This is a genomic window from [Leptolyngbya] sp. PCC 7376 (assembly GCF_000316605.1).
In the GTDB taxonomy this organism is placed as follows: domain Bacteria; phylum Cyanobacteriota; class Cyanobacteriia; order Cyanobacteriales; family MRBY01; genus MRBY01.
This window is the reverse complement of record NC_019683.1, coordinates 220,048-234,837: the sequence shown is the minus strand read 5'-3', so window position 1 is coordinate 234,837 and position 14,790 is coordinate 220,048. Positions and strand designations below refer to the sequence as shown.

16 protein-coding genes are annotated in these 14,790 nt (G+C 44.8%); 7 read left to right on the top strand and 9 right to left on the bottom strand.

What is annotated here, in order from left to right:
* Positions 1–3 precede the first annotated feature (3 nt).
* The gene (devC, locus tag LEPTO7376_RS01035; protein ID WP_015132436.1) at positions 4–1,179 is read right to left on the bottom strand and encodes an ABC transporter permease DevC; all 1,176 of its coding nucleotides are present in this window, start codon (positions 1,177–1,179) and stop codon (positions 4–6) included.
* Entirely contained in the window at positions 1,176–2,363 is a 1,188-nt protein-coding gene (locus LEPTO7376_RS01030; RefSeq protein ID WP_051188690.1) for an ABC exporter membrane fusion protein, read from the bottom strand. The genes devC and LEPTO7376_RS01030 overlap by 4 nt, the downstream gene beginning before the upstream one ends.
* Positions 2,364–2,490: 127 nt before the next feature.
* On the opposite strand from LEPTO7376_RS01030, the gene LEPTO7376_RS01025 reads away from it, so the two are divergent.
* From LEPTO7376_RS01025 to LEPTO7376_RS01015, 3 genes are all read left to right on the top strand, one after another.
* Positions 2,491–3,111 carry a TetR/AcrR family transcriptional regulator gene (locus LEPTO7376_RS01025; RefSeq protein ID WP_015132434.1) on the top strand — a complete coding sequence of 207 codons (621 nt, stop codon included), beginning with the start codon at positions 2,491–2,493 and terminating at the stop codon, positions 3,109–3,111.
* A 95-nt stretch (positions 3,112–3,206) separates the two neighbouring features.
* Positions 3,207–3,806: a Uma2 family endonuclease gene (locus tag LEPTO7376_RS01020; RefSeq protein ID WP_015132433.1), complete on the top strand. Its 600-nt coding sequence runs from the start codon at positions 3,207–3,209 to the stop codon at positions 3,804–3,806.
* Between the two features lie 93 nt (positions 3,807–3,899).
* Positions 3,900–4,334: a hypothetical protein gene (locus LEPTO7376_RS01015; protein ID WP_015132432.1), complete on the top strand. Its 435-nt coding sequence runs from the start codon at positions 3,900–3,902 to the stop codon at positions 4,332–4,334.
* Positions 4,335–4,351: 17 nt separating this feature from the next.
* Here LEPTO7376_RS01015 and recQ read toward each other — a convergent pair whose 3' ends face one another.
* The 4 genes from recQ to LEPTO7376_RS00995 form a co-directional block, all read right to left on the bottom strand.
* Positions 4,352–6,499: a DNA helicase RecQ gene (recQ, locus tag LEPTO7376_RS01010; RefSeq protein ID WP_015132431.1), complete on the bottom strand. Its 2,148-nt coding sequence runs from the start codon at positions 6,497–6,499 to the stop codon at positions 4,352–4,354.
* Positions 6,500–6,559: 60 nt separating this feature from the next.
* Positions 6,560–6,994 carry a DUF3465 domain-containing protein gene (locus tag LEPTO7376_RS01005; RefSeq protein WP_015132430.1) on the bottom strand — a complete coding sequence of 145 codons (435 nt, stop codon included), beginning with the start codon at positions 6,992–6,994 and terminating at the stop codon, positions 6,560–6,562.
* 48 nt (positions 6,995–7,042) lie between these two features.
* The gene (locus tag LEPTO7376_RS01000; RefSeq protein ID WP_041763076.1) at positions 7,043–7,270 is read right to left on the bottom strand and encodes a hypothetical protein; all 228 of its coding nucleotides are present in this window, start codon (positions 7,268–7,270) and stop codon (positions 7,043–7,045) included.
* Positions 7,271–7,344: 74 nt separating this feature from the next.
* On the bottom strand, positions 7,345–7,713 hold the full coding sequence (locus LEPTO7376_RS00995) for a VOC family protein (RefSeq protein ID WP_015132428.1): 369 nt from the start codon (positions 7,711–7,713) through the stop codon (positions 7,345–7,347).
* Positions 7,714–7,832: 119 nt separating this feature from the next.
* On the opposite strand from LEPTO7376_RS00995, the gene LEPTO7376_RS00990 reads away from it, so the two are divergent.
* The 3 genes from LEPTO7376_RS00990 (at position 7,833) to LEPTO7376_RS00980 (ending at position 12,133) form a co-directional block, all read left to right on the top strand.
* Positions 7,833–9,800: a mechanosensitive ion channel domain-containing protein gene (locus LEPTO7376_RS00990; RefSeq protein ID WP_160148353.1), complete on the top strand. Its 1,968-nt coding sequence runs from the start codon at positions 7,833–7,835 to the stop codon at positions 9,798–9,800.
* A 62-nt stretch (positions 9,801–9,862) separates the two neighbouring features.
* Complete coding sequence (locus LEPTO7376_RS00985; RefSeq protein ID WP_015132426.1) at positions 9,863–10,360, top strand: cupin domain-containing protein; 498 nt, start codon at positions 9,863–9,865, stop codon at positions 10,358–10,360.
* A 105-nt stretch (positions 10,361–10,465) separates the two neighbouring features.
* Positions 10,466–12,133 (top strand): adenylate/guanylate cyclase domain-containing protein, encoded by a 1,668-nt coding sequence (locus tag LEPTO7376_RS00980; protein WP_015132425.1) that lies wholly within the window; start codon positions 10,466–10,468, stop codon positions 12,131–12,133.
* Positions 12,134–12,281: 148 nt separating this feature from the next.
* On the opposite strand, the gene LEPTO7376_RS00975 is transcribed toward LEPTO7376_RS00980, so the two are convergent.
* Positions 12,282–12,518: a CDGSH iron-sulfur domain-containing protein gene (locus LEPTO7376_RS00975; RefSeq protein ID WP_015132424.1), complete on the bottom strand. Its 237-nt coding sequence runs from the start codon at positions 12,516–12,518 to the stop codon at positions 12,282–12,284.
* Positions 12,519–12,684: 166 nt separating this feature from the next.
* Positions 12,685–13,386 carry a pirin family protein gene (locus LEPTO7376_RS00970; RefSeq protein WP_015132423.1) on the bottom strand — a complete coding sequence of 234 codons (702 nt, stop codon included), beginning with the start codon at positions 13,384–13,386 and terminating at the stop codon, positions 12,685–12,687.
* A 155-nt stretch (positions 13,387–13,541) separates the two neighbouring features.
* On the opposite strand from LEPTO7376_RS00970, the gene LEPTO7376_RS00965 reads away from it, so the two are divergent.
* Positions 13,542–14,423: a LysR family transcriptional regulator gene (locus tag LEPTO7376_RS00965; protein ID WP_015132422.1), complete on the top strand. Its 882-nt coding sequence runs from the start codon at positions 13,542–13,544 to the stop codon at positions 14,421–14,423.
* Positions 14,424–14,465: 42 nt separating this feature from the next.
* Here the strand turns inward: LEPTO7376_RS00965 and LEPTO7376_RS26130 are convergent, their stop codons facing one another.
* The gene (locus LEPTO7376_RS26130; protein ID WP_160148352.1) at positions 14,466–14,648 is read right to left on the bottom strand and encodes a hypothetical protein; all 183 of its coding nucleotides are present in this window, start codon (positions 14,646–14,648) and stop codon (positions 14,466–14,468) included.
* Positions 14,649–14,790 lie beyond the last annotated feature (142 nt).

Below are 14,790 nucleotides of genomic sequence, written 5' to 3'. Positions count from 1 at the left end.
CCCCTAAAACATATCGGCAGGATCAGCAGATTGGAGACGGCGGGTGGCGATCGCCCCGGATAGCATACACATCATGACCGTAAGAGTTAGCACTAGCCGCGCCCGAGTGAGAGTCATATAAATTGGTAGGGCGGTGGCATTGGCAGCAACTTGATATAGGCCAATGGGCAACAATGCACCGGGAATAAAACCCAACAACGCGAGGATGATCGCCTCCTCAAAAACCACCGTGAGCAAATAGGTGTTTTGGTAGCCCATCGCTTTAAAGGTGGCGTACTCTTTCAAATGGGCATTCACGTCGGTGGAAAGCACTTGGTAGACGATGACCACGCCGACAATAAACGCCATTGCAGTGCCCAGTCCAAAGACAAATCCCACAGGACTTGCTACCCGCCAATAGTTTTCCTCGAAAGTGACATATTCCGCCTTCGTAAAAACCCGTACATCCTCCGGCAAGTATTCCCGTAACCGTTGCGCCACGGCATCTACATTGTAATTAGGAGCTACTTCGACGAGGCCAATATTGACGCTGCCCGCTTCCCGCCGCCGAAAAATTTGCAAAAAGGTTTGGTCACTGGTCATTAGACTGGCATCTGCGCCAAAGGATGCGCCCAACTCGAAAATACCGACAATGCTTAAGGTGCGTTTTTCTGCTTCAGTCGTGACTATTTCCCCTGCATCAATGGCGGCGATCGCCTCGCTATATTCCCCCCGTGCACCCCGATCGAAAAGCACAGTATCCGCCATTTTAAGTTTGTCGAGCTGCTTGTTTACTTCGGGTAAATTGAAGGCTGGTTGATCGGGGTCGAACCCCAAAACTTGTACCGTTGCGGTCAATTTTGTTTGGGGATTTTTCCAGGTGAGGTTGTTGATATATAGGGCATTGGCACTCACCACACCGGGAATATCTTGCGCCTGAAGCAACCGCCGTCGCGCAAAAGTCGAAGTGTTTTGCAGATTTAACGCTTTAGGGCTAATCAAAACAATATCGCCGCGCATATAACGGTTTACGCGTGTATTGCTGTCATACAACGAAGCCTGAAATCCCAACTGCATAAACATCAAAATATCGGCAAACGCAATCCCGGCGATCGCCACGGCTAGTCGTCCTTTATCGTGACTGAGTTGAAGCCATCCCAAGGGAGTGCGCCGCCGAATTTTATTAATCAGCCTGATCATTGTTCGATTACCGCCTGCACTTGGAGATTGGTGAATTTCGCAGTTCGTTGGCTAGATTCTTCATTGAGGTCGATATAAACTTCCACCACCCGCGCATCGATATTGACGCTGGGGTCTGTGTTCACTACCGATTGGCGTAAAACCTCCGACCCAATTCTGGTGACAGTGCCCCGCAATGGTTCGGCGATCGCACTGCTAGTGACGGTGACGGATTGACCTAACTTCACCTTCTGAATATCGCTTTGGTACACTTCGGCGATCGCCCGCATCTGGGTATTCTGAGCGAGATCAAGAATGCCATCAGTCCCAACCACTTCTCCTGGTCGCGCATAAATTGTTAGCACTTCCCCTGCCATCGGCGCGTAAACAATCGATTGTTCAAGGGATGCCGCTGCTTGGTCACGACTGGCGATCGCCCGATCCACATCGGCCTGTGCCACCTGAATATCAACCGGACGCACTTCCGCAATTTGGGAAAGAGTTGCTTTGGCGCGGTCAAGATTGGCGGGATTGGTGTTGCGAGTTCGATTTAAATTGGCTTGGGCTTCCTGCAATGAATCTTGCGCCGTCTGCCAAATTAACTGCTTACTATCGCGTTGGGATTCTGAAATTGCTCCGGCTTCAAACAAAGATTGATACCGCTGATATTCCGCTTCTGCATTAATTACCTCTGCCTCCAAACGCCGCACTGTCGAACTCTGTGCTGCAATATCACCCTCATACTGGGCTTCGATACGGGAAATTTCCGCTTCCTGTGCCAACACTTCTCCTTGTTTTGCGCCCGCTTTTACCTTGGTTAATTGGGCTTCGGCCACTTTAATCTGCTGTTCCGCTTCGAATAATGCTGCTTGTCTTTGGTCATAAGTATCGAGGAGCGCCACCACTTGTCCTGCTTTGAGGCTATCGCCCTCCTCCACTTTTAAGGATTGAATCCGATTTCCTTGATTGGAAGTAGGTGCAGACAATTGAACAATTTCACTAACAGGCTCTAAGCGCCCCAGTGCTGTGACTGTTTGAATTTCTTCAAGAACGACAGTTGTCTCAGGAACAGGCTCTGACAAAGAGTTTGACCGCCAATAAATAAAGCCGCCCACCGTTAACGCACTACCCACGGCGATCGCTCCAACCGTTAGCCAGTGTGATGTCGCATTCAGGCTGTCAGGCCTTGCTTTAAAACCCTGCATTATCATCTGTTTACTCCAAGAACTAAACTGTTTAGTTTATTGCTCTTCTGTCTCTAAACTAGTCGGTTTAGTTTGGAACTGTCAAGAGAAGTTTTATGATTAGAAATAGAACGCAAGCGGACGACATATGGGACAGGTAACCCCAATAGAAAATGAGCGAAATTTATCGTCAGAGAAAACTGAGGCGATTTTGCAGGGGGGGATGCGGGAATTTCTCGCGAATGGTTATGCCGCGACCAGTATGGATCGAGTGGCGAAATCCTCAAAGGTTTCTAAGGCAACGGTTTATAGTCATTTTCAGGATAAAGAAAGTCTTTTCGTTGCGCTGATTCAGCACCTTGTAGAAAAGAAATTTCGGTCGGTATTTGATCCAGTTAATGCTGGGAAATTGTCTTCTGAGCCAGAGATTATCTTGAAGCAGCTGGCCTATCGAATGCTGGATGCGGGTTCAGAAAAACCTTTATTTCAAAATTTTATGCGGGTGATCATTGGAGAATCGGGAAGATTTCCGCATCTTGCCCGTGCCTTTGTGACAAATGTCGAAAAAACAGGATTTCGTCTGCTCACCGAATATTTCACCACCGCACCCCACTTTGACTTTGAAGATCCCGAGGCGATCGCCCGAATTTTTGTGGGTTCCTTGGCGCATTTCATCATTGTGCAAGAGATGTTGCATGGCAAAGAAATTATCCCGATGGAAAGGGAACGGTTAGTCGGTAGTTTAGTGGATTTAATCCTGAAAAAATAAGCTCCAAATAGTGATCATCATCCTATTGTCACCTTGCTGGAATTCTGACAAAAGCTTGGCACAATAGAAGAGGTAACTGCATAACGCTCTAAACCATGATTGCTCTCAACTCCGGTAGATATCTCACCCCAGAAGAATATTTGGAATTCGAGAAAACCAGTGAAATTCGTCATGAGTATATCGATGGTGAAATCTATGCAATGGCTGGTGCGAGCAATGCTCACAACATTATTAATACCAATTTGTTGGTGAATCTACGCCTTAAGCTAAAAGACACAGCTTGTCGAGCTTACATTAATGACATGAAAGTGCGTGTTGCGGATGGACAGCGTTTTTTTTATCCAGACATGCTAGTCTCATGCGCTTCAGAGACTAAAGACTTAACCTCTTACTATATGGAGCAGCCGAGGCTCATTATTGAAGTTTTATCGAAATCCACTGAGGGTTTTGATCGTGGTGATAAGTTTAAGTTTTATCGATCTATTCCCAGTCTAGAAGAATATGTTTTGGTGAGTTCGGATCAATATTCTGTTGATTATTTTCGGCGTGGCGAGAATGATTTTTGGCTCTTGCAAAGCTATCAGGAATTAGATGCGACACTTCAGCTTAAGTCGATTGATGTTGAAATTTCCCTAACTGAGATTTATGAAACGATTCTCTTTGAGACTACTCTCGAAGAAGCATCTGAAAAATAAAAGGCGATCGCCTCGTCAATAATTTAGTTGCCTTATTGCTTCAAGAGTAGTGAGTTTTAGGGTAACGCTAAACCATTATTTTCTTGATACCAAATGCTACAACGCTATTTTTCGACACTGTTAATTTTGTTGGGTCTCATGGGCTGCCAAGCGACAGTGACAGAACCAGAAATTGAGCTGACAGATATTACAGAAGCTCAACTCAATGATCTGATTTTTGCGGTGGATTATGGCCAACTCATTAATAACAGCTTGGATGATGACCAAAAGAGCTTGGTGAAATTAATGCGGCTTGGCAAGTCTGTTGATGGCGGTGGTGCCTATGGTTTTGGGGTGATGCTCCAAACTATTGCCCTGGAGATTGGTGATGATGATTTTGCGGGAGCTACCGCCAAATTGACCTCAGCTGAAAAGAAACTAATCCATGAATTATTATTGGCGGGCTTTGATTATGGCGATCGCCGTTATGAGGTGACAGATTTTGAGATTGTCTTACCTCAGACTTACGCAACTACAAATATTCAATGAGTCCATTAATTTGAAGATCAAGTTGTCGGTGTCTTCCCTTCTGTTTGCAACCATTGAGCACGGACTAGGCGAATTGCGTCGTAGCTAAATCTTTCGTTGAGGTGAGTACGAATTTTACTCAATGATTCATGCCCAATTTTGGCGATCGCCTCTGTGATTTCTTGTTGAGCTTCTGGTGTGACAAGCCGATTGAGATCAAGTGCTTCGCCGTTATCGATCAGATCCGAGAGATGTTTATTAATTGTGCCCGCCGTAAGGTTTCGTTGCTTAGCAATTTCAGGGACAGATAGATTTTGTTGGAATAGTTGCAAAGTGAAAATATGAGTCTCAGAGACTTTGGGCTTAGGAGATGGTTGCGTACGACAAAACTCTTTGATTTTGTTGAGAAAAGGTTCGCCATAACGTTGGGTTTTCGCAATGGTTACCCCAGAAATTTGCATGAAATCTGCACGGGTTTGAGGGCGTTTTTTTGCCATTTTTTTGAGGGTCGAATCCGAAAAAATCATGTAAGGTGCTACCCAATTCACATCGGCTAAATGTTTTCGCAGACGACGTAATTCCTCGAATAGCATTTCCACATCCATCCGACTAGAGCTAATGCCCAAGATTTCCTCGGTTGTTTTCCGACGCTCAACCGCAATTTTGACTTCCCGCTGTTTTCGCAGAATTTCCCAGCTCAACGCATTGAGTTTCAGAACACGATAGCCGTCACTGGTTTCTGCCATAAAGCCTTGATGCAACAGCGATCGCCCCAAATTTTTCCACTCATCTTTCGTGTGGTCGCGCCCAATGCCATAGGTCGAAAGCTCGTTGTGTCTGTTTTGTAAAACCTTTTCCCGCTTGGAACCTTTGAGCACGTCGATAATGTAGATCATGCCGTAACGTTCTCGGCAGCGAGCCACACAAGATAGAAATTTTTGTGCTTCAATCGTCCAATCTTCAATGGGTTTTGGATTTTTACAGTTATCGCAAGTGCCGCAATTTCCAACAAAACTTTCCCCAAAATAACTCAGCTGAATCGTCCGCCGACATTCGATACCCTCGGCGTAATCAATCATTTTTTGGAGCTGCTGATAGGCTACACGTTTTTCCTGTTCATCGTCCTTGAGTTCGATGAAATATTCGGCTTTTTTGATATCACCCACGCTATAAAGCAACGCGCAATCAGCGGGTTCGTTGTCCCGTCCAGCTCGCCCCGACTCTTGGTAATATCGCTCCAAATTTCCCGGCAAATCGTAGTGCAACACAAAGCGAACATCTGGTTTATTGATACCCATCCCAAAGGCAATAGTTGCAACGATAACTGGCACATCATCCCGAATAAATTGATCTTGGTGACTCGCCCTCGCCTTGTCAGACATCCCCGCATGGTAGGGCAATGCATTAATGCCATCATTTTTTAGGCGATCGCTAATTTCGTCTACTTTTTTGCGGCTCGAACAATAAATAATGCCCGATTTACCACGATGTTTTCGGGTATATTTCAGTACTTGGTCATAGCTGCGACTACTCTTTGGAATGACCTCGTAGTAAAGATTAGGACGATTAAAACTAGTGCAATGGAAGCTTGGGGTGTGCAGCGCTAATTGCGTGATGATATCCTGCCTAACCCGCTCTGTGGCTGTTGCCGTAAATGCATGACAAGGAACCTGGGGATAGTTGCGGCGTAACCTTGCCAGTTGACGATATTCTGGCCGAAAATCATGGCCCCATTCCGACACACAGTGAGCCTCGTCCACCACAAATCCTGACAATCCAACAGAATCGGTTACATCGTTGAGAAACTCTTGAAATCCTTCATTGAATAATCTTTCGGGAGCAACATAGAGCAATTTAATTTTGCCGTTCAATATCGCCTGAATCCGTGATCGCGCCTGATTGAGATTGAGAGTGCTATTGAGAAAGGTTGCGCCAATGCCATTGTCTGTGAGTGAATCAACTTGGTCTTGCATCAACGCAATAAGTGGCGAAATAACGACCGTTAAACCTGATTTCAGTAAGGCTGGCAACTGAAAGCAAATGGATTTTCCCGCACCTGTTGGCATTAGGGCGAGGACATCCCGATTTTGCAAGGCAGCTTCAATGACAGTTTTTTGTCCCGGACGGAAAGATTCGTACCCAAAGAAGTGTTTTAGGGCAGCTTCTAGGGTGGGAAATTGGGACATTTTAGAAGGGTAGAGAAGACTGTGAAAATTTAGTTTTGGTTTGGGGCCGAAGTCGAATGATTATAGATAGAGAATGCCTTGGTGCTTTAACCAACCATCAACATGCTTGCCTGCTGGGTCATGGTGAGTCCAGTGAATAACGCCACCTTCAGGATTCCATTCATATTCACCATAAAATTCAACGAGATCACCCTCTTTTAGGGAATCAATTTTCTGTGCCAAATCAATGTTGTGGGCGATGAGTACGGTTTGACCGGAAGCCAACTCAATTATAAAACGTTGGTGCTTACTCCCTTTCAAATCATCGGGCAATAATTTGATGACATGGCCTTGTCCTTCAACTTGGAGATCGCCTTGCTGGGTTTCAAAGGCAGTCGCAATAATTTCATCGCTGTTGGGAGTGGATAAAACGCCACTTGATGTTCCTAGGTTTGACGCCTCAGCACAACTACTGAGAAGGGCGATCGCCAAAATAAAGGGTAGAACTTTCCGCATAATGAATTTTACTCGCAATATATTATTTCAAGGGAACTTCAACCTTCTTTATTCACGTTCCGAGACTAGGAATAGCACCTTACACAAAGTTAGACTCCCACCCAAAATATACAAGGGATTGAGACCCAGAATGGCGAGATGGAAACCCTGAGCCACAACAAGAAAACAAGCGGCGATCGCTAAACATAACCAGATATTTGCAATTGTTTCAGCGAGTTTATAGCCAGCACTAAGACATCCAAACGCAATCACAATTTCAAAAATCATCGCGGACACCGATATAAAATTCCGTCCTTATCGTTTTATACTTCTCGCTACTAAACTCTAGAACCAAACAACGTCAGAAAATCTCAGGAATTCTCACTCATGAGAGTCAGGATGTTGCCGCTGGTATCCTTAAAGTTTGCCAAAGTTCCGCCCCAATCTTCTTTTTTTGGGAGAGAGACAAACTCCACACCTTTTGCCTGTAGTTCTTCGTAGGTTAATTGCACATCATCCACTTGTAGAGAAACACCAAGAAAGCGACCGACTAGGGCCTGATCCTCACTGCTACTATTCTCATCGACCCTCTCTATACCAAATTTTGCACCGCCCACATCAAATTCTGCCCAACCAAATGATTCGTCTTTAAACTCTAAGGCCAATCCTAATTTCTGCTCATAAAATTCACAGGCAGATAACCAATCATTAACGAGTATTCGGACTGCATAAAGTTTCATTTTTTTCTCCCACAACTGATCACAGCAAAAATCAAAAGCAATATTAGGGCTCGACCGTATTTTAGCCTCAGATTATGCGTCTCATTATGGCAAAGGAAAAGTGGGGAATCTGTTGCAAAATGAAGAGTAAGCAAGATTCAGCTTTACAAGGATGTGTGCCAATGTTATTCCGATTTCGGTTTCCTCGGCTGCGGGCGATCGCCATATTTTGTGTGGCTAGCCTCATGGCATTGGGGATAGCTCTCCAACCGAGTTTGGCACAATCACAGTCATCCTCAATGTCGGTCGAGCGGGCAGCAGTGGTGCTTGATGGTCGTGTCTTATTTCGACTGGGCAGCATTGATGGCTTTACGGCAGAACGGCGGGTACAGAGTGTTAATGCCGATTTACAAAGGGCGATTTACACAAATCCTTTGGATACATCGATTCCAGTACTGGTGGTGCAACGCTCTGAATTAACGACGATTCGCGTCAATAAACGTCATTTACTCACCGTCACCGAAGGGGATTTTCGGCGCGGGATTACCCCAAAAGAACAGGCGGAAGAATGGGCAGTTACTCTAAAAACAGCCTTGGGGCGATCGCAGCGAGAAAGGCTCCCAAGTTATCACGAGCAAATGTTATGGCGTATTGTTTTTGCCCTAGTTGGGGTGAGTATTCTGTCGGGACTGATCCGATGGGGACGTCGGCGGCTATGGCGATATTGGACGCAACAGGCCAAAAATCCTCAGCCTCAGTTGATTATTCCAGTATTGCTCTGCCTTGAGGTTGGCGTATGGCTCGTATTTTTTACCTATGTGTGCGAAATTTGGCCTTTGGCACGGAGGGTGCGTTATCAAATTGTTCAGTTTTTGGGTGGTGCGTTTACCAGTGGATTGATTACGGCTGGTGACACAAGTTATTCGTTACTTGATATTGCTAAATTGATTGCCCTTAGTCTTGTGCTGCTGATTGTGGTGCGGGGATTAACGGCGATGTTTAAATCCCGCATCTTGAAAATCACCATTCCAGATCGAGGGATGCAGGATGCGATCGCCACCCTGATTCAATTTGTTTTGATGGGATTGGGATTATTTATTTTGTTGCAGGCTTGGGGCATTGACCTGAGTGCTTTGGCGATTATTGCTAGTGTGTTGGGTGTGGGTCTTGGTTTTGGCCTTCAACATATTGCAAATAACTTTATTAGTGGTTGGATTTTGCTGATTGAACGTCCGGTGCAAGTGGGCGATTTTATCAATCTCGGTGATGTGATGGGAACCGTCGAAGTGATTGGTTGGCGCAGCACCGAAATTCAAACCTTAGATCGCGTTTCAATCATTGTGCCCAATGCCGAATTAGTACAAACAAGGGTTATCAATTGGAGTCACGGCCATTCTGTTTCGCGGCTACATCTTCCCTTGGGAGTTGCTTATGATTCACCAATTGATACTGTCCACAAAGCGATTATGGAAGCTGTTCAAACCCACCCCGAAATTCTGCAATACCCTCGACCGCAGCTACGATTTTTAGGATTTGGCGATAGCTCCCTTGACTTTGATTTACTGATTTGGATTCGTGATCCGCGCCTGCAATTTGATATTAAAAGTGATTTGTATTATCTGCTAGAAGCCAATCTGCGCCGCTACAACATCAGTATTCCTTTCCCACAGCGAGATTTGAATTTACGAGCTACCGACATCAACGCAATTCTCCATGAACGCGACCAAGAACAAGGCGATCGCCCCATCACCCCAAAAACAATTACCCCCTCAACATCTAATTTGTTGAAGGATATCAGCAAATATTCAGCTATCCTCCAAACCCCAAAAAACATCACCACCGCAGAGATCACACAACTGATTAAACAAATGCGCAGTGACGATGGCCTAGATATAAAAGATCATCGATTTCGCCTAACCAAATACCCCAAATCCTTTATCGGCAGCGAAGCCGTAAGCTGGATTGTCCAAACTCAAAAAGCTACCCGCGAGGCAGCAGTCCGCCTAGGCCAACTTTTGGTGGAACGAGGCATTATTCACCATGTCACCGATGAACATGCCTTCAAAGATGAATATTTGTTCTATCGCTTCTACGAAGATGAAGGATAAATCACTATAAATTAAGCTTTTTCGTCAAACTCACTTCCTCAACGCACCTCTAGAAGACTGCTATGAACAAACAAGACATTATCAAAACCCTCAACCTCGAACCCCATATCGAAGGCGGTTATTTCCGAGAGACCTACCGCGATGCAGAGACGATAGCGACTTCGCGAGTGGGTGGCGATCGCAGCCTAATGACTTCAATTTATTACCTGCTAACCGACGATAGACCTCTCGATTATTTCCACTGTAACCAGTCTCCCATCATGCACTATTTTCACGGTGGCTCTGCGATTACCTATCACCTCATCACTCCAGAAGGAGAATGGCAGACCTTCAAACTCGGGATGAATATTGTCCAGGGTGAAATGTCACAGCTCCTTGTGCCTAGTGGTTACTGGAAAACAGCGATTCTCGAACAGGGCGAATATGGATTGCTCGGTGAAGCTGTTGCACCTGGTTTTGACTATCGCGACATGGAAGTGGCAAAACTAGAGGTCTTAAACCAACTTTTCCCTCAACATCGTGAACGATTAGCCGCCTATATCCACCCCGATAGGACGTAAAAAAAGATAATAATATTGCGCTCTACACCAATAATTTGAAGTAAAGTATCTGGGTATCAAGCAAGCATTTATGTCGAGAATTTTTCCAATCCTCAACTTGTCCCTATGCCTTATCTGATCCGTAGCTCTGGTGATTCTTCTGGTGAACAGCATCAGTTACAAGCTGGGGTGAATTCGGTTGGGCGTGCTTTAGGGAATACGATTGTGGTGATCGATGACAGTATGTCGCGTCGCCATGCTGAGATTGAAATCTCTTTTGACCAGGTTGTTGTCCGTGATCTAAAGAGTCTGAATCACACTTTTGTTAATAATCAATTAATTATCGAGCAGCGTCTCCGGAATGGCGATGTATTGCGCTGTGGCACTGTGGAATTTCGGTTTGTAGATCTGCGGCCGCCGCCACCAAATCCGACGATTCCACCAACAGAAGTCGAGGAGAATTCTAGTTCTTTTATTAAAACGATTGATCCTAAAGTAACGAGTATAAAATTCAAGGATTTATTAACAGAACAAGAACATAAAGGTAATGTCTCTGTTTTACGTTTAAGGCAGGCTAATGAAGACCAGCGTGCCTTAGATAAACTGAATATTTTGTTAGAGGTTGCAAAGGAATTATCTTCCCCAGATGAGCCCGAAAATTTATTACAAAAAATCCTCGATCTCTTATTTGAAATAATGAGTGTTGATCGGGCTGCAATTTTATTAAAAAATAATCAAAGTAATGAGCTTGATTGTGAAGCGATTAAACTCAGAGATGATGTTCAGAAAAGTACGAGGTTTTATAGTCAGAAAATCACTGATTATGTCTTTACTAAAGGCGAAGGCATCGTAACATCTGATGCTCGTGTTGATCAGCGGTTTGATAGTTCTGAGTCGATCTTATTTCAGTCGATCCATGCCTCTATGTGTGTGCCACTGAAACCGCGTGAAGAGGTGATTGGGGTGCTGTATGTAGATAATCTGACCCTCGTTAATCTTTATAGTGATGAGGATATGAATTTCCTGGCGGCATTGGGAAATCAGGCGGCGATCGCCATCGAAAATAATTTGCTATTTAAGCGCATTCAGGCGGAAGCGGTAATGCGAGATAAGCTCGAACGTTTTTTCCCGACTGCCGTCACCCAGAAGATTAAAGAAACAGATCGTTTAGGCATTATTGAAACCGAAGTAACGGCCTTATTTGCAGATATTAGTGGCTTTACTCAGATGTCTTCGACGATGGAACCCCGCCAGATTATTTCAATGTTAAATGAATATTTTCAGGTGATGGTTGAGGAGATTGTATTTCAGTATGAAGGCACTTTAGAGAAGTATATTGGCGATGCATTGTTTGCAATTTGGGGTGCTCCTTACCAACGTGTAAATGATCCTCAGCTCGCGGTTCAGGCTGCTATCGATATGCAATGGGCTGTGGCCAAACTGAATCGTAAATGGATAAAGGAAGGAAAGGAACCAATTTCGATTCACATTGGCATTAATACTGGAGAAGTTGCCGCCGGAAATATTGGTTCTCAGAGGTTAATTCAATATGCGGCAATTGGCGATACGACAAATGTAACCAGCCGTATTTGTAATATTGCAAAAGCTGGTGAAATCATTCTGTCTGATGCAACCCATGGTCGTTTGACCAGTCTGAATTTACCATTTGAAGCTCTACCTCCCACTAAAGTTCGTGGTAAAGATGATCCCTTAATTTTATATAAGCTTCAATGGCGAGATATTCCCGCAGGAACAACAAAACCTTTGCTGCAAACAAAGGAATACCCATCATAAATTAGAGGATATTTAGGCGATCGCCTCCACCTCAAAAAGATATTTGTCACCTCTCCATCAGATGGTTTTTCATAAGGTCAGAAAACTCCCTAAAAAACATTATTTTTTAGGGAGTGTTTGCTTAGGGAAATCGATGCTTTAATCTGTTTTATAGTTTGGCATGGGCACCATCACAGAAAGGTGGATTCTGAGAATGCTTACAAAGACACATGGCAACTTTTTGTTTTTCCTCTAGAGTGAACTTTTGGGGTACAAAATCGGTGCCTTTGTGACCACCATCGCAGAAGGGTTGATTGGCAGAGTTGCCGCAAGTACACCAGAAATAATTTCCGGCTTCCAGCTCCATAACCATTGGTTTTGTGTCTGCAATTTTGGGGATAGACATGGTTTTTCCTCAAATGAATTTAAAGCGATCAAGTGTGTTTTACTGGGGCAAATTCAACCAGGCAAAGACTACAAAGTATTGCTGATTTCAAACAATGATATTGATTGTGTGACGCAACTTTAGTCCTGCGTGGCGATCGCCCCAGGAGTTTTAGAAATTACGAACGTTAGGGAAGGTCAAAGAGAATGAATTCAGCTTCTGTATCTTGACCAATCAGGGTGAGCGTTTTTTCGGTTTCGATACCTGCACCATCGCCAGCTTTTAGAGTTTCGCCATTAAGGGTGAGAGAACCTTTGGTGATCTGAATCCATGCGCGGCGATCGCCCTCAGTTTCGTGGGTAACGGTTTCACCTGCCGCCAAAATAGACGCATACATAAATGCATTTTGGTGAATTTTGACAGAGCCATTTCGTCCATCGGGAGAAGCTACTAGACGCAATTTGCCTTGCTTTTCTTCAGGACTAAAGAACTTTTGCTCATAGCTCGGGTCGATGCCAGTTTGGTCAGGCGTAATCCAAATTTGCAAAAGATGCACTGGGTTTTGGGGAGAAGGATTAAATTCGCTATGACGAATCCCCCGTCCTGCACTCATCCGTTGGACATCGCCGGGACGCATGATCGAACCGTTGCCAATGCTGTCTTTGTGCTCCAGTTCTCCTTCGAGGACATAGGTCACAATTTCCATATCGCTGTGACCGTGAGTACCAAAACCTTGGGCTGGGGCAATGTAGTCCTCGTTGATAACCCGTAGATTTGAGAAGTTCATGTGGGCAGGGTCGTAGTACTGGGAAAACGAAAAACTAAAGTAGCTATCGAGCCAGTCAAATTTGCCTCTGCCGCGCTCTTCGGATGGACGTACTGTAATCATTTTGACCTCCTGAAAACTTGGGAATCGAGGTTTTTTGTCGTTGAATTCATTCTATTTTGAATCCCTAAAAAAGACAATACAGCAATTTTGATTCAGATTGTTTCTTGAAAAGATACAATGAGTTTGTGGAGCGATCGCCTAATTAGGAGGAAGAAATGGACAAGCTCGAAAGTATGTCTGCGTTTGTGCGGGTGGTGGAAGAAGGAAGTTTTGCGGCGGCGGCTCGGAAAATGTTGATGGGGCGATCGGCGGTCAACAAAATGGTGGTGGCTCTCGAAAATAGTTTGAAAGCGCAATTACTTCACCGCACGACTCGCCAAGTCACTCCTACGCCAACGGGATTAGCGTTTTACGAAAAGTGTTTGCAAATTCTCGCGGATATCGAAGAAGCGGAATTATCTGTCTCGCGATCGCATGGTGAACCCCAAGGATTGTTGCGGGTAAATGCGCCGATGACCTTTGGGACAATGTGTTTTGCGCCCTTGCTTGCCGACTTTATGCAGCAATATCCCCAGCTACAAGTGCAATTGACCCTAGAAGATCGATTTGTGGATGCGATCGCCGAAGGATTTGATTTGCTCATCCGGGTGGCGGAACCGACAGAAAGTGCGAGTTTAATTAGCCATGAGTTATTCCAGACACAATTATTGCTTGTGGCCTCACCGGAATATTTACGGCGATCGCCCACCATCAAAACTCCCGCAGATTTAAAGGAACAGAACTGCCTACTCTATGGCTACCAAAAATCTAAATCCCAGTGGCAAATCGGTGAAGAATCAGTCACAGTATCAGGTTCCTTTTGCGCAAATAATGGAGAAGCTTTGGCGATCGCCGCGACAAAAGGTTTAGGCATTGCGTTGTTGCCCTGTTTCATCGTGGATAGCTATTTGCAATCTGGTGCATTGGAAAGGGTGTTGCCGGATTATTGCCAGAAGGTTTTGACAGTGTCGGTGTTATATCCCATCAATCGTCATCTCTCCACCAAGGTCAAACTATTTACTGAATTTCTGCGGGAACAGTTTTCGGAGGAGGTTTAGATCCCTAACTTTTCGGAAGTCAGAGATTTAAGCTGACAACATTTAGCGCAAGAGCCAATCGAGATACAGCACCAACAAATTGAGCTTGATTTTGTGAGTGAGGGCCTGCCAATCGATCTGCGCGAAAAGCCATTCCCACATTTGGGCAAAGACGATCTCCCAGAATGCGTCGGATGCTTTAACTGCAAGGAATAGAAAGAATAAACCAACGAAATTAATATTCATGTGAATTGCTCTGTTTAAGTGAACAATCCCAAGATATTTCGGCTGGAAAAAGAGTGAAATCCCAAACAATTCGCTAACACAGACTAACTTGCTAACATTGGCTAACATGAGAACATCTGCCGTAATTTTCTCCCTTGGGGAA